Raw genomic sequence first — 23429 nt, forward strand, 5'->3', positions numbered from 1 at the left:
ATTCCATGACGTTTCAGGTCCGCCTTCGGCCTTCCCGCCGCACCAAAACCGTGCTGATCGCCGGGGGCGCCGGCTTCATCGGTTCGCATCTCTGCGATTCGCTGCTGCAGCGGGGCGCGACTGTGATCTGCGTCGACAATCTGTTCACCGGCACGGTCGACAATATCCGCCCATTGCTCAATCATCCGAACTTTCGGTTCGTCGAATGTGACGTGCGCGATCCGCTTAGTATCAATGACGACATCGATCAGATCTATAGCCTTGCCTGTCCGGCTTCACCGCGTCACTATCAGGCGGATCCGATCGGTACGATGAAGACCTGCGTCGTCGGCACCATGAACTTGCTGGAACTCGCGCGGAAGAAATCGGCCCGCGTCCTGCAGGCCTCGACCAGCGAGGTCTATGGCGATCCCGAGGTGCACCCGCAACCCGAATCCTATGTCGGCCATGTCAACACGATCGGTCCGCGTGCCTGCTATGATGAGGGAAAGCGCGCTGCGGAGACATTGATGTTCGACTATCACCGAACCCATGGCCTCGAGGTGAAAGTCGCGCGCATCTTCAACACCTATGGGCCGCGTATGCTGGAGAACGACGGGCGCGTGGTGTCGAATTTCATCGTGCAGGCGCTGCGCGGCGAACCGATCACGATCTATGGAAAGGGAACGCAGACACGAAGCTTCTGCTTTGTCGACGATCTCATTCGCGGGCTCGAATTGCTGATGGAGAGCCCGTCCTCCATCAGCGGGCCTTGCAACCTCGGCAACCCGCAGGAAATCACCATCGAGTCCGTGGCGCGTGAAGTTCTCGCCTATACCAATTCGGCCTCGCCGCTGCGTTTTGAGCCGCTGCCGAAGGATGACCCAAAACGGCGCAAGCCGGTGATCGACACTGCCGAGCGGTCGCTAGGCTGGCGTCCGCGTATCGCGCTGAAAGAAGGCCTGCAGGCAACCATCGCCTATTTCGCGTTGCGTGTTGCGACCGCGATGCCAGTGCTGGTGCCAGCGCACGCCTCGCGGAACCCCCCACATGCAGCGCGCGCTCGATTGACCATCGCCAGCCAGCAGTGACGCCGACGGCGGCTTGAACAGGTTGAGCGCGAGGTGCAACGCAGCGGATCGATGGCAACAGACGGGGATGCTCTCCTGGCGCCATCCTGTGGCGAATCTTCCTTCCACCAGAATAGGCGTTCAGGAACGATGTCCGTCCGCCAGGATTGAATCGGAAACGTTTCGATGCGCCATGTCCAGTATTCGCTTTCCAGATCCGCCGAGAGACAAGGCAGGTCAAGCACGTGAAGCCCGCGATCGGCTCGGAGAGCCGGCGGAACAGGATCATCGTGGCCGCGGCGCGACGTCTCCCTGGCAAATTCCATGGGCGGGATGGAAGGACATCCTGCTCAGGACCTACGAACAGATCAACAAGGACAGGGTTCTGGCCGTCGCGGCGGGTGTCGTGTTCTACGGACTGCTTGCGCTCTTCCCCGCGATCACAGCAATCGTATCCTGCTATGCGCTGTTTTCTTCGCCAACGGCCATCAATGACCATCTGGCCGCGTTGGCCGGCCTCCTACCGCAGGGCGCCTTGGACATCGTGCGAGATCAGGTCGATCGCGTAGTTGCGAAGGGGAATACCAAGCTTGGGTTTGCCTTTGCGTTCAGCTTCTTTCTCGCGGTGTGGAGTGCAAACGGGGGCATGAAGGCAGTCATCGATGCGCTCAACGTCGTGTATGAGGAGGACGAGAAGCGCGGCTTCTTCAAGCTGAACGCCGTCTCGTTGGCGTTCACCTTCGGCGGCATCATCGCCGCACTTGTTGCCATCAGCGGGGTGGTAGCTCTGCCCGTCATCCTTGGGACATTCGGGGCGAGCTCGCTTGCCGATAACCTACTACGCATTGGCCGCTGGCCTGTCCTCGTCCTGGCCATGCTGTTCGGACTGGCTGTACTATATCGATATGGGCCAAGCCGACGTTCCCCACAATGGCGGTGGCTGACGGTCGGAAGCGTCTTCGCGACGTTGAGCTGGCTGGCCGGATCTGCGGCCTTCTCCTTCTATCTTGCAAATTACGCCAACTACGACGCGACCTACGGCTCGCTGGGGGCAGCGATTGGCTTGATGATGTGGATGTGGATGTCGACCATCGTCATACTGGTGAGCGCAGAACTCAACGCTGAAGTCGAACATCAGACGGCACGAGACAGCACCGATGGTTCAGGCAAGCCGCTCGGCGCGCGAAGCGCACGCATGGCGGACACGGTAGGAGAACAAAAGACGAGCTGACATCCGCGTAGCAACGGACGCCTCGTTGCTAGGAACCTGCGACCTATCGCTGGCAATCTCCTAGTCGGTTACGGTCTCGGCGCCCCATGTACGGGCGAGTTCTGTAGATAATTGGGTCAGCGACCACCCGCTCTCGGCCACTCGCGTCTCCTCGATCCTAGCGCATCGCGTCAGCCTTCGCGGATGCCCCCTGCTCCGCTGCGTCGACCACGCGCTCGAACTTCGCGGCCATCTCGTTTGCAGCCGACTTGGCTCCCTCGATCGTAAGACCCTGTTTGCGCGCCTCGTCAGCCGCAGCGTGAACTGCCTTTCCGGCTGCTTCACCCGCTCGAGCTACCTGCTCGGCCGTGAACTCGTGAGCTTTTTCCTTCACCGCCTCGCTCGCTTCGCCGAGGTACTCCGCTTCGGCCTTCGTTGTCGGGAACGCTGAAGCGATGCACGCGCCCGCGGCAATACCGACAGCACCAAGCGCAAGTGGTTGTCTTCGAAACAGATCAGCCAGGGCGGACCCCAGGCTTTCGATTGTCCCAGCCGCCCCATCAGGAACCGTCTTCGCATATCCGGAAAGCGTGTCGGCCTGCCGGCGGCCCAGGTGCGCGGTGCGATCGATCACTCCGGCAGCACTGTCCTGAAGCGTTTCGGCGGCCGAGCCGACGCTGGACCTAACGGTCGACCCGGCGCCTTCCAGGACACCTTGTGCAGTATCCGTGGCACGATCAAAACCCGAACGCACTGCGTCCGTCGTACGACCCAGTTCACCGCGGCTGAATAGCCATACCACCCCCATGCCGATCAGCGCAGCCGAGAGCGGGTTCCGGCTCGCCGCGTCGCCGAGGCCGCGCAGAAAATCCGATCGTGTCTCTGAAACGTCCCTCATCGCATCATCTCCTTCGCTGCCGCCTTGTCACGTTGAACCTGCTCTATCGTGACCGTTGGCTTGAGGGCATCACCCGAGAGCCTGCTCAGCCCAATCCAGACTAGCCCCGCCGAGACTAAAGCTGAGACACCCCCGACGAGGAGATAGGCAATCGGGTCGGAAAGCCCGGCATGCATCAGGCCAGCAGCTGCTGACATCAGCAGCAACACCAGGGCTGGAATGAAAATGACCGCCCCGGCGCCGATCATCGCTCCTGCCCGACCCGCCTGGCTAATTTTTTCCGAGAATTCAGCCCGGGCAAGCTCGAACTCATTGCCGATCAACTTTGCAAGCTGGCTGACGGCATCACCGACAAGATCTGGAATCGAACGGCTAACTTGAGATGCCATCGCGATACCCTCGAGTTTCGGACTGACGGCTTATTCCATCCCGTTGACCAACCCCGGACGTTACGCGCGGGCCGGTGTCCCCTGAATGTTCGGCTGAGCTTTTCAGAAACCGCACCATGCCGAATCCCGCAAGCGCGGCTATTCCGAGGAATGCCGTCGGCTGCCGGCGTGCAAAAGTCCTCGCGTTGCGCAGGAGATCATCGAAATCGCCGTTCTTCAGCGAGGCCGACACGGTTTCGACCTGCGACGCCGCCTTGCGCATGTAGGTGCCGGCAACTGGCAGTTCGCCGTCAAATTCGCTGGCTGCCCTTCGCATCGCTTCGGCAATGTTGCTGACGTATTGAGCGCCGGCATCTTTCCGATCGTCAACCGTTTCCTTGACCCGATCGGCAGCCTGCGATCCCAAATCCTTGGCGGCCTCGACGAACTCCGAGGCCTGGTCCTTGATGGCATCCGCCGAGGAACTTGCCATCTCCGCTGCCCGATCCTTGAGGTCGCGCCCCGCAGAGGCAGCTTGCTCGCCCGCGCTCTTTGCGGCGCGACCTGCTTCCTGGAAATCCTGTTCCGCAGGATCGAAACTCTTTTCGGTAAAAACCTGGTCAGCCATGACTATCTTCTCCGTGGAAACCTGATGATTGACTGTCCTCTGGTGGTTCGAAGGCTGTGGTCACTGCAGCCTCTGCCACTCGGCGGACGCGTTGCCCCAAGTCATTCGCTCCCTCACGCACGCCATCCGCGCTGAGCCCCTCCGCTTCGGCCTGGTCCGCCGCGCGCCGGGCGGCTTCTCCGGCAGCGTCTTTTGCGGCTTCGAAACCGTGGGACGCAGCGGTTTGTACGCGACGCTTGACCGAGCTGCTGGTCTCACCGACCATGTCGTCCTCCAGCTCGGTTCGCGGAAGCGCGCTAGCGATCACGCCGCCGATGAGCAGCCCGATGCCAGCGACCAGAAGCGGATTCTGCTCAATCGTCTCGCGGAACGTTTTCGTTGCACGATCTCCCAAATCGGAGGCGGTCTCCCGTCCCGATCTCAACGTCTCGCTTGCCGAATCCTTGGCCGCCCCTGCAAGCCTCTGACCTGTCGAGGTCGCGCCGTCTGCAATGTCCCTCACGGAACCAGCAGCAGCGCCGATCTTTCCGGCCATGTGATCTCTCAGTTCGGCTCCGCTGCTCCTGACCGAGGCGCCGGTCGATTCTGCTGCCCCGCGTAGCCGCTCAGAGCCCGACATCAGCGCGGTCTGAGCGGAGCTGCCCGCCTCGCGTTCGTGCTCGGCTCCGGCGGAGGTCACCCGATCAAGACCGCCCATGACGGCTTCTTTAGCGCTATTAGTGGCATCGGCGATTTGGTCGCTGAAGCCGCGTGCGCGACGGACAACGTCGTCAGACAAATCAGCGGCGATGGCCGAAGCCTTCTGCGTCGCTGCCTTGCCGCTGTTGGAACTCGCCAGGTAGAGGCCGGCGCCGATCATCCACACCGGGAACGGCACCGTTCGAGCAAGGCGAAACAACGGATAGGCAAGACTGGCGCCTACGGCGACTGCCTGCATCGGGTTCTCCCGTGCCGTGGTGGTGACATCGCCGAGCAGTTGCTCACCGCGGGAGCGGACGAAGCCTGAAACCTCGGCTTTGATAGCGGCCGGACTGATGCGCCCCCGTATGTCCTGAGCCGTGTCCGTGACGCTATGGCGAAGCTGTTCGACCGTCTGCGTAAGGCTGGCCCGAGTCTGCTCGGTCTCCTGCCTGATCTGTTGAAGCGAACGCGCGTCAGTTTGAGTCATGTTTGTACACCTAAATTCATCTAGAAGCCGAACCTGCATTCACCGCGTTGGTTCCTCGATCCGCAGCTTCATCTCGTCGCAAGCGAAACGACGATGGACAGGCAGATGCTGCGGTACGAGGAAAAATCATTGACCAGCTCGCTTACCCCAGACAGTCCCGCCAAGGTGGCAGAGACTGTCTGGTCGGATAGACTCTTGGCAATAAGAATACCGAGAGAACGACCTTACTCGTTGCCGGCCCTTTCGTTCCTATGGGTACGATCGTGGGAGAGGATCACGTTGAGGGTGCCTGCGCGCAAGTTCGTCCAGCGCCTCGCAGGCTCTCCGTTGCTACGTCAGATCGGCCTGATGCTCCGTTGAGCCGCCGCAAGTGACAGCAGCGTTGTCCCAAGAGCGCACGGTCCTCTTTCCTAGGAACTCCGGATGGTCCTCACAAATTTGAACCTACGAGCTTGATTGGAGGAGAGGACCTCGTTGGAGGAGACGACAGTGACGTTTGGCAGAGGCGCTTTGCTGGCGATTAGTCCGCACAAGCGAGACGGTGAATCACAGGCCGAAGGCCACTTGCGGTCAGCTCAAGAATGGCCAGGGTCACAGGCAACTTAAAGCGCCGGGGCCCAGCGCTTCCGGGATTGAGATAAAGCACTCCGTCAATGGTCTCGATCTGCGGTCGATGCGAGTGGCCGAAAACGACCACGTCAATTCCGCACAAACCAGGATCGAGCCGTAATTCCTGGAGGTTGTGCAGGATGTAGATGGACCGCCCGCCGAGCCTTATCGTCTGGGTGTCAGGATAGCGCTCCGCCCAGTCGCCGGTATCGACGTTCCCTCTGATCGCAGTCACAGGCGCAATCCGGCGGAGCCGGGCGATCACGTCTGGGCGACCGATATCGCCGGCATGGATGATATGCGCGACCCCGGCGAGCCGTGGCTCAACCTCGGGACGCAGCAGGCCGTGGGTATCCGAGATGACTCCGATCCTGAGCAATGCGTCAGTGTCCTCGTGCGGTACCCCTGTTCGGGTCGAATGACGTGGCGCTATCCTTGCCGTTATAGAACAATGCGACGCCAACGACAGCCAACACAAAGCAACCGCCCGCCTCGCTCAGCTTCGTCGCCAGCCCATTATGATCGATCGGAACGAGCATCGCACCTGCCGTAAGAGTGCGAACGAAAAGCATCTTGCTTGCCGCATGCTCAAGCGGACCGATCACCTCTGGCGGCGCTTCGCTCCTTGCCGGGCTCATTGTCCAGGTCCAACCGCCACGGAAGGTTGATCACGGTCACATCAGGCTGTCCGAGTCCGATTAGTCGAGAGCGCAGCCGGAGGGCGCGATGCGTATGCAGCAGGTGTTGGTACCAACGTCGTTTAACCACTTCTGGGATCAGCACCGCGAGTCGCCTACCGGGAAATTTGTCTCTGATCTCATCGATCACCCTCAACATCGGCTGCTGAATCGCGCGGTATTGCGCCTGGAGAACGACAAGGCGTGGAGGCAGGAGTCCCGCTTGCTCTGCCGGCACCTCGACATCTCTTCGCCATTGGTCGCGAAGAATTCGCTGTTCATCCGCGACATCTGGACCCGATAGCTGTAGGAGATGAACGGCGACGACTTCCGGCGAGATGCTCAACGCAAATTTCAAAGCGTTGTCGCTCAGCCTGTTCCAACTCTCGAACGCGACAACGACAATAGGCGGAGCCAATCCGCTGAGATCCAAAGGGGCGGGATCGCGGAGCTGGGTGGCAAGCTCGTCATAGTAGGCGCGTATCGTTTTGAGCAGAACGATGACGAGCGGAAGCACCAAAATGGTGATCCAAGCTCCCTCTATGAACTTGGCCGCGATGATCACGATGAGAGCAGTACCTGTCGTGATCGCGCCGATCGCATTGATCACGAGATGGGCTTTCAGTTCCTTCTTGGGTGCTTCCTCCTCGGCAATGGCTCGGCGCCAATGCCATACCATGCCAGTTTGCGAGATGGTGAAGGTGAGAAATGCACCGATCGCAAACAGTGGGATGAGCCTGTCGGTTATGCCGCCAAAGACCGTCAGGAGAAATCCCGATGTGAACGCCAGATATAGGATGCCGACGTCGAAGACCAATCGTCGGCCCGCAACTGCGAAGGATTTGGGCAGGAAGCCGTCTTGGGCGACTACGCGGCAAAGGCGAGGGAAATCCACGAAGCTCGTATTGGCCGAAAGAGCCAGCACGCACAGCAGTGAACCGATCGCGACATAATAGAGAGCGCCGTTTCCCACAATGGCGGCCGCAAGCTGGGACAGAACACTGCGGTAGCCCTCCTGCTCCTGATCCATAGCGCCGATGCCATAGGCGCGAGTGAGAAAGGCGATGCCGATCAGCAGCGTGCCGAGGATGACGACGATCGCCGTCAACGTACGGTGACCGTACTTAATCGTCGGCTCACGAAAGGCGGTCATGCCGTTGGACACAGCCTCCACTCCCGTCATCGCCGTGCAGCCGCTTGCGAAGGCGCGCAGCAGTAGCCAGAGACTCGCGGTTTCGATTGCGTGTCCCATTGGGGGCGGCGGGACAGCCGGCTGGGGCGATCCGCTGGAGATCATGACTTTATACGCTCCGACAGCGAGAATGATGCCGAAGCTGGCCACGAACAGATAAGTAGGCAAAGCAAACATCCGGCCAGCATCGAGCGTGCCGCGGAGGTTCACAATCGTCACGAGCGCGAGAATACCGAGACACAGCGGGAGAATGTAGGCGTGCAAGGTCGGCGCCGCCGAAACCAGCGCGCCAACTCCCGCCGCGATGCCGACGGCAACGTTCAAGACGTAGTCGACCATCAGAGCCGCCGCGGCGAGCAGACTAGGACTGGTACCAAGGTTGTCCTTGGCAACGACATACGCACCACCGTTGTTCGGGTAGGCTCGGATGGTTTGCCAGTACGAGGCAAACAAGATCGCAAGGAGGACCACGATCGGCGCCATGACCCAGCCGATAAAGGACGTCGCGGCTGCTCCGAGCGGAATGAGGATGGTGAGGGCGGCTTCAGGACCGTAGGCGGATGAGCCAAGTCCATCGAGTCCCATTGCCGGAAGGCCCTCAAAGGCCCCGATCTTGCGCTCCTTGAACTCCCGGTTGGCCAAGCGTCGTCCGAGAAGAAGATCAAGCGCGCTCACACTCGCTATCCCGACCAACAAGATACATCCTACCATTCTTCAGCTTACCCACCGAGGGACACAGCCGAAGTCGAGGGCGCCCCACGGCCTGCCGTATTCGCAAGGTCAGGCGCTCCGAACACCAAGACTTGTAAATTCCGTAGGTTCCTAATGGGTGGAGTGTTGCTGACTCTGAGAAGAGCAGCGCACGAATCTCGAGATGGCGCTTTGCGGCCGTCGCAGGCGAAGACAGCGCTGCTTTTTCGAGGACTTGCTTAGCGAGATTTTTCGCCCGTTCCGGAGGGCGAAGTGCGGCTCGTGCCACTGCTGGATCCCGTCGTCGGCTGGTCGGCGGGTCGTCCAGGGGCGTGGGCGGAAGCACCCGGCTTCTCCTGCTCGCCGACATAGCCCGATTCGCCGGACTGACGGGTCTTGGCGCCCTTGTCCGCCTCCTCCTGCATCTGCGGGTTCGGCACGGTCTGCTGCTGCGCCATGGTCGGCAGCGCGATCACGGCTCCCAAACCGACGACTAGCGCGAGAATTGAGATTCTCATGAGATCTCCTCCCATACTGACTCCACGCTCAAACCCGCAAAGCGGCGATCGTTCCCGGGAGCTGGAGCTATTTGCGACGGCACGGCAGGCCATTTCGACGGCGAATGATCCGGCGTAAACTAGGACCGATCCGCGCCGGAGTTTCCGGACAAAAACCGCATCGCGGCGGGGATCCCGGATCACCTGTCGTCGTCATGTTCTTCAAGCCCAGCGCCGTTGGCCAGCCGCGCGGATGCTCTCAGGAACGGGCGAAACGCGGGTGTGTTGAGCTCCCGTTCTGGGAGTGACGCCCTCAATGGAGGATTGTAGTCGCCCTTGGTACAGGCCGAGAAGTTGATGCCGACGAAGTACGCCGCTGACCGCACTGACGATCCCGGAGAGCCGCTCAACTGGCTTTGCCCCCGGGCACCCACAACATCATTGGAAGAAAAATTAGCGCTGCTCGCTTCGCGCGCGATGCCAGCTAGGAGAGCCGGCGATATCGGCGCAGCATCAGGTCAGACGCTATTTCAGCTTGCCGAGCTTTGCGAATAAGCTGCTCTCTCTCGCTCCCAGCTGGCCTGCTTTCGGCCATTTTCCGCGGATGCTGCACCTCGCCCGCGAGCAACTCTTCCAAGGTGGTGTTCTTAAAACGACGCCGCTTTAACATGGCGCAACTCCCTCGTATGCAGGCGGGAGCGCGATCGGTCTTTCGACCACCGGCGCCCACCATGCGTAGTGTCATGCCAGTGATGGAGGATAACTCGCGAGCCGCCAGTTTGTTCGCATGGCGGTACGCCAAAAGACCGCGCGGCACATCAGCGCGTCGAGCTGGCAACTGAGAGACCCGGGCCCGATCGCGTCTCAACGGTCAAAGATCTCGTTCAACTTGCCCGCTCTTTCATTTACTGCGCCTCGAGCGCGCGCCGCTCATTCGGCGTCAGCTTCTGCGCCTGATCTGCAGTGAGCTTCCCGATGCCGACGAATTGAACCGGATTTCCAGGATCGTAAGCCGGCGACTGACCGCTGCGTTCGCGCGTCCAACGCGACCTCTTGTCATCGTCCTGCCGCCGCTCGCCGTCACCGCCGCCGTAGCCGAGAAACTCAACAATGATCACCGAAGGCCGATCTGAGGGCGTTTGCTGGGTCGCATCCTTGACCGCGTCCGCTGCCGCCTTGTCCTTAGTATCGAGGGTCAGTGGCGCGATCTTGACGTCGTCCTCGGCAAGATTGTCGATGCGGCACGATCTGGCCGTCGACGGTCGTGGTGAAATAGGCGGGCATTGCGGCGACCTTCGCCGGATCGAGATAGGCGGCGACGAACGCCGTGTAGTCCGGGGACTTGCCGTTCAGGCCGGCGATCACGTCGATTGAGGCGCCGTCGGCGGGAAGGCCGCGGATGTCCGTTCCCGTGATCGGGCGGTTGTTGCCGTCGAACCGGCGATTGCCGATGCTCACCGTTCGCGGATTGTAGACGTCGCGTCCGGCGGTCAGCAGCACCGAGCCGGGCCCCTCCACCGAGAGGTCGGCATTGATGATGTCGTTGCCGCCCTCCAGCCATGTCGTGTCGGTTCGGTGAAGGTTACGCAGGTCCAGCGTGACATTGCGGATGTCCTTGCCGGCACGTAGCCAGGTCTGCTCGTTGGCCCACATCGTCGCGCTTCGGGACGTCGTCGTGGTGGCAACCGGGCCGATGATCGAACCCGAGCGGGCACAGATCCGGCTCGGCTCGTAGTCGTTCTCGTTGGGAAGATGCGCCGGATTGCGGAAGCTGGCGAGGTAGAGGTCGTAGGCGCCTAGGCGATTCGATCACGTCATCAACTCGGATAAGATTTTCGGTACACACACCCAACCAAATCCGCACGGCAAGCCCGTCGGCGTTAGCTGGTCGGCAAGCGCGCCACGGCATCCTTCAAGGCGACTCCGCTGGTACCTGCCTTCAGCATATCCAAAACCAGCGACACCACGGCATCCGCGGCGTTGTCGGCGCTCAGCCCGCCGTTACGAATATTCGAGATGCAGTTCCTCCTTGAATCGGGCGTACCCGCCTTCGGCAAGCATGTCATGTAGGCGCCTAGACTATCCGCTGAGGAAAGGCCGGGTCGCTCTCCGATGAGCACAATCGAAACCCGAGCACGGATGATTTCCGCCACGGGATCACCGAGCGCGACGCGCGCGAGCGATGCCAAAATCAGCGGTGCCATGGAAAGCTGCCGAGATGAAAGACGTTCGACGATCGCTTGCACAAGCGGCACGGCATTGATGTTGATGGCGCTGGCCGACAATCCATCCGCCACCACGATCACGACATCACAACCCGGATGGATACCTGCGAGGCGCTCCGCGGACTCCGGAGAGAGTTTTCGGCCCAGATCAGGGCGTCGGATATAGGTGCCGCGATCGACGGCCTGGCTTTCGACATCGACCGTTCCCGGACTTAGATCAGCAAGGTTGGCTCGAAGTGAAGCCCAATCGACTGCAGACCAGACGGCCTGACGCGCGCGTGCATGATCGAGTAGAAACAACTGCGCGGCGCGCGTTGGCAGCCCGGCACCAAATCGACCCAGAAGCACGCGCGCTTCCGTCATGTGCCGCAAGTCGACCGACCCTGCCGTTTCCTTTGCCAGATCATCCTTCACGTCACGCTCCGAGCAGCCTGGCATCCGCAATGCGATCAGCGAGCCTCGGCGGGGCGTCCAAGAGGCGGCCGGCCATGTCGGTCAACCCGATATCCACCAGCCATCGCTCGAACTCCGGTGCCGGCGGACGCTTCAGGATTTCTCGGCAATAGACCGCGTCATGATGCGCGAGTGACTGGTAGTTCAGCATCACATCGTCCGCGCCGGGAACGGTGATGACGAAGTTGACGTTGGCCGCGCAAAGCAGGGTCAGCAGCGCGTCCATGTCTTCCTGATCGGCGTCGGCGTGGTTGGTGTAGCAGACGTCCACTCCCATCGGTAAGCCGAGCAGCTTACCGCAAAAATGATCTTCCAGGCCGGCACGAATGATCTGCTTTCCATTGAAGAGATATTCCGGGCCAATGAATCCAACCACGGTATTCACGAGCAAGGGCCTGAATTCGCGCGCAACCGCATAGGCGCGGGCTTCCATGGTCTGCTGATCGACGCCGAAGTTCGCCTCGGCCGAAAGTGCCGCCCCCTGTCCGGTCTCGAAGTACATCAAATTCGCATCGATCGCACCGCGCCCGAGGTCACGTACAGCCTCATGTGCCTCCTTGAGCAGCGCCAAACTGACGCCGAAACCGTCATTTGCCTTCTGCGATCCGGCGATCGACTGGAACACGAGATCCACCGGAGCCTTCGCAGCGGTTGCCTTGATGGCAGTCGTCACGTGACCCAGACAGCATGTTTGCGTCGGAATCGAAAGGCGCATGCGCAGTTCGTCGAGGAGCGAGACAATGCGCACGTAGTCATCCACGGTGTCGGTTGCCGGATTTACCCCGATCACCGCATCCCCCGACCCCATCAGGAGCCCATCGATTGCGGAGGCGGCAATGCCGTAGGAGTCATCGGTCGGATGGTTTGGCTGATTGCGCGTCGAAAGCCGCCCCTTCAGTCCAATTGTCGACCGGAAGCGGGTGACGACCTCCCGCTTGGACGCCACTGAGATCAGATCCTGCAAGCGCATGATCTTCGAGACCGCGGCCACCATCTCAGGCGTCAGGCCGAACGTCACCGCCTCAAGCTGCCGCTGGCCCGTTTCCGGCTTGAGAAGCCATTCGCGGAATTCACCAACGGTCAGCGACGAGATGATCTCGAAAGCCGCCGGGTCATGGCGATCGACAATCAGGCGCGAGACTTCGTCCCAGTCGGCGGGGATCAATTCCTCGTCGAGGAACGTCTTGAGGGGAACGTCCGCCAGCGTCATCTGCGCGGCAAGCCGCTCGACCGGTCCGTCCGCAGCGATGCCGGCAAGCTGGTCGCCCGATCGCTCGGGCGTCGCCTTGGCCAAGAGATCCTTGAGGTCAGCGAAACTGAAGACCGTTTGCTCGATCGTCGTCTTGTAGGGCATGATCGCTTGCTATCGGTTGATGAGGGCCAGCGCTTCCGCGTGAAGTTTCGGCGTGGCAGACGCCAACACGCGCCCCTCGGAATGAATTGAAAGCGGGCTTCCCTTCCAGTCAGTGATGCATCCCCCCGCCCCCTGCACGATCGGAACCAGGGCCATATAGTCATATGGCTGCAGTCCCGTTTCCAGAACGATGTCACAATGTCCCGACGCGAGCAGACCATAGATGTAGCAATCGCCCCCAAAACGCCGCAGCTTGGCGGATCTCGAAAGCCGCTCGAACACTTCTGCGTCCTCGTTCGCGAACATATCGGGTGACGTCGTATAGAAACGGGCATCTGCGATGGCTTCGCAGGCGCTCGTCCGGACCAATCTGCCGCCGAACAACGTCAGACCGGGCTTCGCCATCCACCGCTCGCCGGTGGCCGGGGCGTCGATCAAACCACAGAAGGGCTGCCCCTCATAAGTCAGCGAGATCAGCGTACCGAACAAGGGAAAGCCAGTGATGAAGCTCTTGGTGCCGTCGATCGGATCGATGACCCATGTGAAGGCGTTGCCGCGCTTGACCCCAATCTCCTCACCGATGATGCCGTGGTCGGGATAACGCGCCTCGATCCGTTCCCTGAGGTGCAGTTCGACGGTTCGATCGGCAATCGTCACCGGACTCGCATCGGGCTTGGAAATGACATCCAGTGGGGTGCGGAAATAGGACAGCACGATGGGCCTGACCGCGTCAGCGAGCTCGGCGGCGAAGGAAAGGTAGACATCCGCATCGTCTACCGCCACGGCAAGTTTGACCATCACAGCGCCTTCAGGAATGACGGCCAGCGCGGGTCATAGATGATGGAACGCGCGCGCATGTGCTTCCATATGCCATATTTGTAGAAATCAAAATCCAACGTCGACATCCGGTTCTGCACCAGCGCCCAGGTGCTCCACTTGATGTCGGCGAGCGCCTTGTGGACGATGAAGCGCGCGTGCCATCGCTTGTCATAGCGGCCGAAATATTCCTCGATGATTTCCTGCTCGACATCCTCCGAGAAGAAGTGCTCGCTGCTCCAGATGGCCAAGTCATAAAGCCGTTCGTTGTTGGATGCATATTCGAAGTCGATTAGCTTGATCGACTTGTCGACCCCGACCAGGAAATTCCCTGGCATTGGATCGTTGAAGCAAGGCACGAGATCGAGCCCGGACGCCTCGAGAGCCGCCCGGGCCTGCTTATACTGACGGTAGAGCCAGGCATGGTCCTCGGGCCAGTAGCCGCCGAGCTGCTTCACCTGCTCATAGTGCTCCTCAATCATGTCGAATACGGTCTTGGTCAGCGGAAGTGGCGGCGCCTCGTGCAAGCGGCGATACATGCTCACCACGGTGGCGCGAAAGGCGGGATCGACGAAGTCGCGATGGGTGGAGGCTCGCCGGTCATCAAGGAATTCGGAAATCTCGATGTCCAGGTGGTCGAGAAAGTCAAACGTCCTCGGCCCGACATCCATTGCCTCGGCCTGCTTGCTTGCCGCCCGCGCCGCGCTGCGATCGATGAACATCTCGGTGCCGCGCCCCGGTATCTTCACAAAGTATCCAACCGGATCGCCATCGACCCGCACAAGAAAATTGGTGTTGCTGATGCCGCCGGAGACCGGCCGATAGGACAGGCGGCAGGGCTTCCAGGCCTCCACCTGAACAATGGCCGCCTCGAGCGTTCGCTCGGCATCTGACCTGGCCGCACCGATTTCAAGCATAACCTTGTCTCACTTTCTCTGGCTCGAAAACGCTCTAGAGAGATCGGACCCGTTCCTCGAAGCCGGGGTGCCCGAGCAGCATCCGGCAGCGCAGGAAACGCCATCCCGCATATTTCAGGAATTCGAGGCCCTGGCGGGGTGACCGTGCATCCTGCAGCAGGCTGCGGAGCGCCCAATAAAAGTCGTCGGCAGCGGCGTAGATCCTGCACCGGTTGAATGCCCTCTCACTGAAGCTGCCGTCATGCATCTCCAAAAGTGGCTTCATCTGGCTTTCGAACTGGTAGAGCTCATTCATCTGCACGCCGAGCTGGTAGTAGGGATCGATGTCACCGGCCATGTCGAAGTCGACCAACATCATCGCTTCGTTCGGACCGAGCATGACATTGGACGAATGGGGGTCTCCGTGCGCTGGTTTTAGTTCGACGCCCGCCGCAGCGATCGCGTCACGCATCGGAGCCATCCATGCCAGCATCCATTCCACATCGCCCGGGAGCATGCTGCCGGCCTCCGAAACCAGCGGCCAAAGCCGATCGATGCCATCGAAGACAGACCAACGTCGCCCGAATGGCTCGCCTGTGGCGATCGTCTTCTGCATCTCGATGAGACGGGCAGCCGCACTCTCGTGCATCAGGTCGTCGATCTTGGCAGTTCGCCAGCCTTCGCCGAGCCGCGCGAACAGCACGGCCCTTTCGTCCGGTACTCGTGCGATAGGCTCCGGCGACAGACCGAGTCTGTGAAGACGACGCGCCGCTGCAAACGCCGCGTCGTCGTCGACCAGCTCTGCGACCTCGTCACCTCCCAGCCGAAGAAAGAAGCTTGCCTCCTGGCCATCAGGCGCTACGTCGAACGAGGTCGATTCGACCGCGTGATAGGACGGCGACGCAACCGGCGACGCAGATGCTGCATAGGTCGCGCTCGCGGCATCGATTATCGGAAAGCTCTGGATGGCTCGCTCGGCGCGCGCCTCCAGGGCCGTCTGCGGCTTCCCGAGCGCTTTCATGCTGCAGCTCCTTTTGGATTAGCCGCCTGCAGCCCTTCGCTGGCAATCGCGTAGAGCATGTCCGCCAGCACCTGCGTCCCAAAAGCCTGATCCTCGGCACTGGTGAACTCGGTCGGATGATGGATCACGCCGTCGCGCGAACGCACTGCCAGGACAATTGAGGGGCAGACACTGGACATTGCCACTGCATCATGGCCACCGATCGTATCCAGATGGCGCGCCGTTTCGCCGTAGTTCGCGACCATTCGTTCGGCCAGCGAAATCAGTCCCGGGAAGAAGCGGCCCGCCTTGCGCCGATCAATCGCCCTGATTTCATAGGTCACACCGGCTTTCTTGGCCGCCGCCTCCATCCTGATCTTCATCATCCGCTCAGCTTCGGCGAGGACGTCCGGCGAGCCCGAACGCAACTCGATGAAGAGAACGGCTTCCGATGGAACGGTGTTTGGGGAGTTGGGAAAGACCTCCAGCCGACCGACCGATGTGTGCAAATCCGACCCGTGCTCGCCGGCAATCTCCTTCAAATCGGCGATCAGGTAGGCGGCGCCGAGCAGCGCGTCCTTGCGCTCAGCCATCGGTGTAGGCCCAGTATGCGCCTGGCGGCCGACGAAAGCGAGACGGTACTTCGTTGCGCCCCAGAAACGGGTGAAGATGCCAAATTTTTCACTCGCCTCAAACAGCACCTTGTCGCCTTCGATATGAAGTTCGATAAGAGCGTCGGGCAGCGCAATTTTATCTCCGCCCGCATAACCGATCTGCTCAAGCGACTGGCGAACGGTGACGCCATCTCCATCCGCCCGGTCGAGCGCCCATTCAAGCTCGGCCGCTCCGGCGAACACGCTGCTGCCCAACAGGCTTGGCTGGAAACGCGCGCCCTCTTCGTTGGTCCAGTTCACCACCCGAAAATTGCAGGCCGCTAGCTTGTTCTCTGCCTTCAGACGCTCTGAGACGGCAAGCACGGCCTCACAGGCCGAGACGACCCCGAGAGCGCCGTCGAAGCGACCACCATTGGGCTGGCTGTCGACATGTGAGCCGACCATGATGACCGGCGCATTCGCGCCGGCAAGCGACAAGCTGCCGAACTGATTGCCTATGGCGTCGACGGCCTGGACAAACCCGTTGCTCGCGAACCAGCGGCCAAGCCAATTACGCGCTGCGCCGTCCTCTTTCGAGAGGGTCAAGCGGTTCATGGATCCATCCGGTCCACCGCCGAACGCCGACAATTCCTCCATCATTGCCTGAAGACGCGATGGATTGATGGGAGCGTGCTTGGAGACAACGTCAGGCATAGATGATTTCCAAGTTGGATTTGAGGAATTGGTCGGAAAAGTCCTTGGTCAGGACGGCCCCGGTGATGACAGCATGTACGTCGCCCAACCCGAATGTATGGATCGAACCGAGGCGGCCGAATTTGGAGCTGTCGGCGACGATTATCGATCGCTTAGCTTGTGCGCGCGCAACGCGCCGCGCGATCGCTTCGTCCTCGCCATAATCCATAAAACCGCGTTCGACATGGACGGCACTGATTGCGATGATCGCGAGATCGAAAAAGTGCTCCTTCATCGCAGTCACGGTTTCTGGCCCAAACGTCGCCTGATAATCAGGGCGCAGCCGTCCTCCAAGCACGCGCACGCTGGGCGTTGACAGATAATAGAAGTGCGCCGCCACCGCGAGCGAGTTGCTCACAATCGTAAGATCCTTGCGAGCCTCAAGGTGCTTCACGCAGGCAAGGGCCGTCGTCCCCTCGTCAACAAAGATCTTCATGCCATCCTTGACCAGAGCCGCGGCTGCTTCACCGATCCGCGCCTTCTCCCTCGCGCCAACGCGCAAACGCTCGGCAAAAGGCTGATCGCTCTCCTGCCGGTCGATCACCGCACCGCCATAGACACGGCGGGCGAAACCTTGCGTCTCGAGCTCCCGGAGATCCCGCCGTATCGACTCCTGACTGACCTTGAGGTGGTCGACCAATTCCCTGACGTGGACCCGCTGCTTCTGGCGCAGCATGTCGCGGATCAATTCAAGACGATGCTCCGTGAAGCTCATGAACGTTCCCCGATTCCCACGGCACTGCTGGCCGCTTCCAAAGCCGACTTGTTGTTCACGACCCCTCATCACACGCTGGCGTGCATCCCTTCGGCAGCGCCGCAGACACCGAGCGACGGCATCACCAGATGACACGCAGCGAAGTCCTGCCGCTCCCGCACCGTCAGGCTCGGATGAAGGCGGCTGCATTTGTCGATGGCCTGCGGACAGCGCGACCTGAAGCTGCAGCCCGCGGGAACGTCGAGCGGGCTTGGCGGCTCCCCCTCCAGCAGACACTCGTCCGGTTCATAGCGACGCCGCTCAAGCGTCGGCATGGCGCTCAGAAGTGCCCTCGTGTACGGGTGTCCCGGGTCGAAGAATAGTCGCTCATTGTCAGCGAGCTCGAAGACCTCGCCGAGATACATCACCGCCACGCGATTGCAGGCTTTCCTCACCATCGCCAGATCGTGCGAGATGAAGATGTAGGTCAGATCGTATTCCTTCTGGAGCGTCTGGAACAAGTCGAGCAGCTTGAACTGCTCGGTTTGATCGAGGGCGGACAGCGTTTCATCCATGATGAGAATTTCCGGCTCCAGCACCAACGCACGGGCGACGTTGACGCGTTGTCGTTGTCCAGCGCTCAATCCCAGCGGAAGCTCCTCGTAAAGTTCGGCCGGCACCCCCACTTCGCCCATCACCTTCAGGACGCGTTCGCGAATCCTGCCTTTGTCGCGCCAGCCATGCGTACGCAACGGATCCTCCAGCATCCTCCCGATCGAGGTCCGGGGCGGCAGCGAGCCGAACGGATCCTGGAGCACCATCTGCAGCTTGCTCCGGAACTCGAGCAGCGCCCGGCCCTTGAGCGTTGCGATGTCCTTGTCCGCGCAGAGGATTTGTCCTGAGCTCGGCAATTCGAGCCTCGACAGAAGCCGCATCAGGGTCGACTTTCCGCAGCCGGACTCGCCGACAATGGCAAAGCTGTCGCCGCGGCGCACGTCGAAGGTGACGTTGCGAACGGCGCGAACCAGGTTGAAGCCACCAAAACCGCTTTTCTTTCTAACCTTGTAGGTCTGCGAGGCGTCGCGCAAGCTGAGAACCACCTCCCGCTGGTCGTCAAGGCGGGGCGTTGCGGCCGCCTCGACCCATATTTTCGGGGTCTGGCGCACCAGTTCGCGTGTATAGGGATATACGGGCCTGCTGATCAGATCTTCTGTCGACTGCTCCTCGACGATGCGCCCTTCATCCATCACCAGGATCCGCGAGCAGGCTTCACGCGCCACTGGCAGGGACGATGAGACGAACAGCACCGCGGTGTTGAAGGTGACCGTCAGCTCCTTCATCAGCCGGATCACCTGAGCAGCGACCGTCACATCGAGCGGCTGCGTGACGTTGTCGGCGACCAGAAGTGCGGGATTGGTCACCAATGCATCCACGATCAGCGCTCGCTGCATCATGCCGCCCGAGAACTGGGAGGGATAGTCGTGAAAGCGATTTCGCGCCGATGGGATGCGAACCGCATCGAGGAGTTCGATGACACGACGTTCGGCATCCCGACGTAATGTTCTGGGCACGACGGCCCGCATCTTCTCGACAATCTGGGCGCCGACCGGCAGGGTTGGATCGAGCGCACCCATGGGATTGGCGCCGACATAGGATATCCGCTGGCGCAACAGGCGCATCTCCGCGCCGCGCATGGCATAGATGTCGCGTCCCTCGAACAGCACCTGACCCGATCGCTTCGTGAGCGGCGGCTCGAGCCAGTTGACCACGGCCTTGGAAAGTACGGTCTTTCCGGAACCGCTGGCGCCCACCACGCCGACGATCTCGCGGGGAGCGAGGCTGAGGGACACATTGTCGAGAATGACTTTGGCCGTGCCGCCGCTACCCGCGGCGACCGTCAGGTTCTTGAGGTCAAGAAGCGGCTGCGTCATGCTTCGGAGCCTCCGTGAATCGCATTCCGTGCACGTTCGAGGGAAGCGCCGATCAGGTTGACGCTGGTGAGTGTCAGGCCGAGGAAGAGACCCGGCATGGTGGCGATCCACCACGCGTTCAGCAGATATTTCCGTCCGTCCGCTATGATATTGCCGAACGTAGGCGTCGGTGGCTGCACGCCGAGGCCCAGGAAACCGAGCGTGGATTCGAAGATCATCATGCGCGCAACGTCGAGCACCGACGTGAACAGGACCGGCGGCAGCAGCAACGGCAGCAGCAGCGCGAGGATGATCCGAAGATCGGTCGAACCGCCGATCTTTGCGGCGCGGACATATTCGCGCTGCCGCTCGGTCATCACGATGCTGCGCATGATGCGGGCATAGACCGGCCAGTTCGAAACTCCGAGCACCAAAACGATCGCGGGGATGGTCGGCCGCGAAACGCCGAGCACGGAAATGGCGAGGATAATCATTGGGATCGATAGCTGGGCATCCGTCAGCCTCATGACGATGGCATCGGTTCGTCCGCCGAAGTAGCCCGAAATCGTGCCAAGCGCGCATCCGATCGCCAACATGACGAAGACGGAGGCGACGCCGATCAGGAAGGAGTAACGCAGACCGACCAGTGAGCGGACGAGCATGTCGCGGCCGATCTGATCCGTGCCGAGCGGGTGCGCCCAGCTCCAGTTTCCGCCCAGAAACAGCGGTGGCAGAAGGCGCGCCTTGACGTCCATCTTCGTCGGGTCGATGCCGCTCAGTTCAGGATAGAAGGCGGTCGCCAGGGCAAGGACAACGAACAGTCCGAGGCCGACGCGAAATCCCGGCGTCGATGCAGCCTTGTCGAAGATGCGTCGGATGACGGAGCGTTGGGCCGGCGTGTGCGCCATTGGTGCGCCGGTGGCGGTAGCGAGAGACATCAATATTCGAGCCTTGGATCCATCGTGGTGGCAATAAGATCGACAATGATGTTGATCAGCACAAAGATGGCGCTGGTTACGATGGCGATCCCTTGAATCAACGGGAAGTCGCGCTGCAACACCGCGTTGATGGTCAACAGACCAAGCCCGGGATAGTCGAAGATGTATTCGACGATGATCACCCCGCCGAGCAGGCTCGAAAACTGCACCCCGAGCAGATTGAGCAGCGGCACCGAGGCATTGCGAAGGGCATGGTTTGCAATGATGCGGCTGCGGCCGAGGCCACGGACATGCCCCACCGCCACGTAAGGCTCCATCATCTGCGCCGAGACGGAACTGACGAGCGTCCGGATCAGGACCGGCGACAATTCGACCGCAAGCACGATGGCTGGGAGAATCGTGTAGGCAAACCCCTGATATCCGATCGCCGGCAGCCAACCGAGCTTGACTGAAAACAGCAGCGCGAGAACGATTCCCAGCCAGAAATTCGGCAACGATATGAACACCGACGAGGTGTAGAATGCCAGCTTGTCCGGCCAACGCCCGACCGCGAGGCCGCCAGCAATCCCTACGATCCCGGAGAAAACGAGGGCAATCGCCAACGTCACTGCGGCAAGCTGCAGCGTCATAGGCAAGGCTTCGAGGATCAGGCTTAGCACCTTGGCCCGTTCACCGCGCGTCGTATCGTTGAAGTTCGCGCCGCCTGTCGCAGCGCCGTTCGCGGGACGAACGAAGGACTGCCCGAGATTGCCCCGAACGACGCTGCTCATATAGCGACCGAACTGAACGATGATCGGGTCTCGCAACCCCATGTCGGTCGCGATCTTCTCGATCAGGGCCTCGGGAGCCATGCCGCCGGCCATCAGTCGCACCGGATCTCCCGGCACCACCCTCAGCAAGGTGAAGATCAGCAGCGAGACAAGGAATATGATGATGACGCCTTGAATCAGGCGCCGCATCAGGAAGTTCAGGACGAACATTCTTCAGCTCCGCGTCGGAGGACATGTCGGACCGCGCACCGCCTGCTCGCGGCGCGCGGTGACCGTCCATGGTCAGGCAACGGGCCTCGAAGCATCCATCGAACCATCCGGATAGATATAGAGACCTTCGAAATTCTTCTGCATCGCGTGAATCATGACGGACGTGAAGAGCGAGAGCGCCGGCATCTTGGAGGCGATCAGGGGCATCGTCTCGGTCTGGAGGATCTTCTTCCGTTCCTCAAGCGTCGGTGCGCTACGCTCCTTGTCGAGACTTGCGTCGATCGCGGTATCCTCGATGCCGCAAATGCGATGCGACGAGGAGTGGAAATGCGTGCGGAGAATCAAATCGGGCTCGGGCGAGCCGGTAGACCATCCGCAGTCCACCATATGACCGGGTCCGCCGCCGGGACGATGGTACAGGCGTTCATTCCAGGCGGCTGGCTCGAGCACGGTCAGGCTGACATTGAAGCCCTGCTCGTTGAGCATCGCGGTGATGATCTCGCCGTATTCCTTGGTCTTGGGATAGAAGCCCACGGACGTGATGTATTCGAGCGGCGGCAACCCCTTGCCGTTCGGGAAGCCGGCCTCGGCGAGCAACGCCTGGCACTTCTTTGGGTCGAACTTCGGATAATTCTCGAGATCGATGTAACCGAACTTGACCGGCGACACGAAGTTGGACGACGCGTGCCCCGCGGATCCAAGCACTTCGAGGATGACGTCACGGTTGATGGCGTGACAGGCGGCGAGGCGGATACGGGGATCATTGAACGGCGGCTTCGAGCAGCGAAACCAAAGATACTTATTCTCGACCGAAACGACCTGGTTGATGCGGATGTTGGGATTGCCCTTGACCGCATCCACCTGCTCTGGCTCAAGGCGTTCGACGATCGAAGCCTGACCATTCATGAGGGAGAGCATGCGCGTCGTGGAGTCGCCGGTGAAAGTGAAATTGATCCCCGCAATGGCCGGCTTGCCCTTGAAGTAGCCATCGAACGCCTTCATCACGGTGTCGTTGCCGCGCTGCTCGACGAATTTGAAGGGACCAGTGCCATTCAGCCGCTGCGAGAGCACGCCCCCAGGTCCGCCCGCGATATCCTTTGCCGACATGATCGGCAGGAACGCCGCAAGGAACATGAAGAGGTGCGCCGGGTAACCGCCTTTCGACGTATCGACGATCACCGTGTAGTCATCAGGCGTCTCGATCTTCAGGGTTTCGGTGGGACCAGGATACCATTGCGCGGGGCGATCCGGCTTGGATCCATATTCGAAAGTGGCCTTGACGTCCTCCGCCTTGAACGGTTTGCCATCATGGAAGACGACGCCTTGACGCAGCTTGATTTGCAGGCGGTTCGGATCGAGCAGCTTGATGTCGGTTGCCAGTTCATAGACGACCTCGCTCGGGTTATCGAGCTTCATCGGTGTGCGGGTCAGAAAACCCATCGCGAAGCCTTCGATGTTTTTCTGCGAAAGCGTGGTGTGAGCGGTTGGATCCCAATTGCCCGTGATGTTCTCGGCCGACAGGAAGGTCATGGTCTTCCCGGCCTGCGCGCGCGCCTGTGAGATGAAAAAGTCTGGACTGATCTGCATGTAGCCTGCGGCGACCGCGGCTCCCGCCGCCCCCTTTAGAAAGTGGCGACGGTCAAATTTCGGATGCATCGACATTCCCCTTTTCCACATGAACCGACAGATCGGTCACAACGGTCATGCAGGAGGCGTGCCATGCGCTTTTCGAGCTATTTTTGACTATCCATGTGTGGATTTTGACCGATTTGACAGCAGATACGTCTCGGCTGCGATGAGCCTGGACGAGATACTTGCCTCTTGGTGAGCG

At 60.8% G+C, this 23429-nt stretch carries 23 protein-coding genes; 3 read left to right on the plus strand and 20 right to left on the minus strand.

Translation table 11 applies throughout. The features are described from left to right. Window positions 1-5 precede the first annotated feature (5 nt). Both AC5ZG5_RS04945 and AC5ZG5_RS04950 read left to right on the plus strand, forming a co-directional pair. Window positions 6-1070, plus strand: a complete 1065-nt coding sequence (locus AC5ZG5_RS04945; protein ID WP_130222643.1) for a UDP-glucuronic acid decarboxylase family protein — start codon at window positions 6-8, stop codon at window positions 1068-1070. 172 nt (window positions 1071-1242) lie between these two features. Then, complete coding sequence (locus AC5ZG5_RS04950) at window positions 1243-2280, plus strand: YihY/virulence factor BrkB family protein (RefSeq protein ID WP_456641249.1); 1038 nt, start codon at window positions 1243-1245, stop codon at window positions 2278-2280. A 157-nt stretch (window positions 2281-2437) separates the two neighbouring features. Here AC5ZG5_RS04950 and AC5ZG5_RS04955 read toward each other — a convergent pair whose 3' ends face one another. From AC5ZG5_RS04955 to AC5ZG5_RS04985, 7 genes are all read right to left on the minus strand, one after another. Then, window positions 2438-3157 (minus strand): hypothetical protein, encoded by a 720-nt coding sequence (locus AC5ZG5_RS04955; RefSeq protein WP_456641250.1) that lies wholly within the window; start codon window positions 3155-3157, stop codon window positions 2438-2440. Continuing rightward, window positions 3154-3546: a phage holin family protein gene (locus AC5ZG5_RS04960; RefSeq protein WP_456641251.1), complete on the minus strand. Its 393-nt coding sequence runs from the start codon at window positions 3544-3546 to the stop codon at window positions 3154-3156. The genes AC5ZG5_RS04955 and AC5ZG5_RS04960 overlap by 4 nt, the downstream gene beginning before the upstream one ends. Further along, the gene (locus tag AC5ZG5_RS04965; RefSeq protein WP_456641252.1) at window positions 3530-4153 is read right to left on the minus strand and encodes a YtxH domain-containing protein; all 624 of its coding nucleotides are present in this window, start codon (window positions 4151-4153) and stop codon (window positions 3530-3532) included. The genes AC5ZG5_RS04960 and AC5ZG5_RS04965 overlap by 17 nt, the downstream gene beginning before the upstream one ends. Then, window positions 4146-5360: a hypothetical protein gene (locus AC5ZG5_RS04970; protein WP_456641253.1), complete on the minus strand. Its 1215-nt coding sequence runs from the start codon at window positions 5358-5360 to the stop codon at window positions 4146-4148. The genes AC5ZG5_RS04965 and AC5ZG5_RS04970 overlap by 8 nt, the downstream gene beginning before the upstream one ends. 481 nt (window positions 5361-5841) lie before the next feature. Continuing rightward, the gene (locus tag AC5ZG5_RS04975; RefSeq protein ID WP_456641254.1) at window positions 5842-6309 is read right to left on the minus strand and encodes a metallophosphoesterase family protein; all 468 of its coding nucleotides are present in this window, start codon (window positions 6307-6309) and stop codon (window positions 5842-5844) included. 209 nt (window positions 6310-6518) lie between these two features. Then, window positions 6519-8474, minus strand: a complete 1956-nt coding sequence (locus AC5ZG5_RS04980) for an APC family permease (protein ID WP_456641255.1) — start codon at window positions 8472-8474, stop codon at window positions 6519-6521. A 254-nt stretch (window positions 8475-8728) separates the two neighbouring features. Beyond that, entirely contained in the window at window positions 8729-9007 is a 279-nt protein-coding gene (locus AC5ZG5_RS04985) for a hypothetical protein (RefSeq protein ID WP_456641256.1), read from the minus strand. A 315-nt stretch (window positions 9008-9322) separates the two neighbouring features. Between AC5ZG5_RS04985 and AC5ZG5_RS04990 the strand changes: the two genes are divergently transcribed. After that, complete coding sequence (locus tag AC5ZG5_RS04990) at window positions 9323-9541, plus strand: hypothetical protein (protein WP_456641257.1); 219 nt, start codon at window positions 9323-9325, stop codon at window positions 9539-9541. A 350-nt stretch (window positions 9542-9891) separates the two neighbouring features. Here the strand turns inward: AC5ZG5_RS04990 and AC5ZG5_RS04995 are convergent, their stop codons facing one another. The 13 genes from AC5ZG5_RS04995 to AC5ZG5_RS05055 all read right to left on the minus strand — a co-directional run bounded on the left by AC5ZG5_RS04995 (window position 9892) and on the right by AC5ZG5_RS05055 (window position 23254). Continuing rightward, window positions 9892-10104, minus strand: a complete 213-nt coding sequence (locus AC5ZG5_RS04995; RefSeq protein WP_456641258.1) for a hypothetical protein — start codon at window positions 10102-10104, stop codon at window positions 9892-9894. A 64-nt stretch (window positions 10105-10168) separates the two neighbouring features. Beyond that, window positions 10169-10639, minus strand: coding sequence for a hypothetical protein (locus AC5ZG5_RS05000; RefSeq protein ID WP_456641259.1), 471 nt, complete (start codon window positions 10637-10639; stop codon window positions 10169-10171). Window positions 10640-10866: 227 nt separating this feature from the next. Then, window positions 10867-11625 (minus strand): ethanolamine ammonia-lyase subunit EutC, encoded by a 759-nt coding sequence (gene eutC, locus AC5ZG5_RS05005; protein WP_456641260.1) that lies wholly within the window; start codon window positions 11623-11625, stop codon window positions 10867-10869. A gap of 1 nt (window position 11626) precedes the next feature. Then, window positions 11627-13018 (minus strand): ethanolamine ammonia-lyase subunit EutB, encoded by a 1392-nt coding sequence (locus AC5ZG5_RS05010; protein ID WP_456641261.1) that lies wholly within the window; start codon window positions 13016-13018, stop codon window positions 11627-11629. A 9-nt stretch (window positions 13019-13027) separates the two neighbouring features. Next, window positions 13028-13816, minus strand: coding sequence for a histidinol-phosphatase (gene hisN / locus AC5ZG5_RS05015; protein ID WP_456641262.1), 789 nt, complete (start codon window positions 13814-13816; stop codon window positions 13028-13030). Further along, entirely contained in the window at window positions 13816-14751 is a 936-nt protein-coding gene (locus AC5ZG5_RS05020; RefSeq protein ID WP_456641263.1) for a phosphotransferase, read from the minus strand. The genes hisN and AC5ZG5_RS05020 overlap by 1 nt, the downstream gene beginning before the upstream one ends. A gap of 34 nt (window positions 14752-14785) precedes the next feature. Then, a complete protein-coding gene (locus AC5ZG5_RS05025) occupies window positions 14786-15751 on the minus strand; it encodes a phosphotransferase family protein (RefSeq protein ID WP_456641264.1) in 966 nt (321 codons plus the stop codon). Further along, on the minus strand, window positions 15748-17037 hold the full coding sequence (locus tag AC5ZG5_RS05030; RefSeq protein WP_456641265.1) for a Zn-dependent hydrolase: 1290 nt from the start codon (window positions 17035-17037) through the stop codon (window positions 15748-15750). Before AC5ZG5_RS05030 ends, AC5ZG5_RS05025 begins: the two co-directional genes overlap by 4 nt. Next, window positions 17030-17791, minus strand: coding sequence for a DeoR/GlpR family DNA-binding transcription regulator (locus tag AC5ZG5_RS05035; RefSeq protein WP_456641325.1), 762 nt, complete (start codon window positions 17789-17791; stop codon window positions 17030-17032). Before AC5ZG5_RS05035 ends, AC5ZG5_RS05030 begins: the two co-directional genes overlap by 8 nt. Window positions 17792-17859: 68 nt before the next feature. Continuing rightward, the gene (locus AC5ZG5_RS05040) at window positions 17860-19701 is read right to left on the minus strand and encodes an ABC transporter ATP-binding protein (protein WP_456641266.1); all 1842 of its coding nucleotides are present in this window, start codon (window positions 19699-19701) and stop codon (window positions 17860-17862) included. Next, window positions 19698-20618: an ABC transporter permease gene (locus AC5ZG5_RS05045; protein WP_456641267.1), complete on the minus strand. Its 921-nt coding sequence runs from the start codon at window positions 20616-20618 to the stop codon at window positions 19698-19700. Before AC5ZG5_RS05045 ends, AC5ZG5_RS05040 begins: the two co-directional genes overlap by 4 nt. Then, complete coding sequence (locus AC5ZG5_RS05050; protein WP_456641268.1) at window positions 20618-21598, minus strand: ABC transporter permease; 981 nt, start codon at window positions 21596-21598, stop codon at window positions 20618-20620. Before AC5ZG5_RS05050 ends, AC5ZG5_RS05045 begins: the two co-directional genes overlap by 1 nt. A gap of 72 nt (window positions 21599-21670) precedes the next feature. After that, window positions 21671-23254: an ABC transporter substrate-binding protein gene (locus tag AC5ZG5_RS05055; RefSeq protein ID WP_456641326.1), complete on the minus strand. Its 1584-nt coding sequence runs from the start codon at window positions 23252-23254 to the stop codon at window positions 21671-21673. Between the last annotated feature and the right edge of the window lie 175 nt (window positions 23255-23429).

It is taken from the genome of Bradyrhizobium sp. Ses1 (assembly GCF_059512365.1).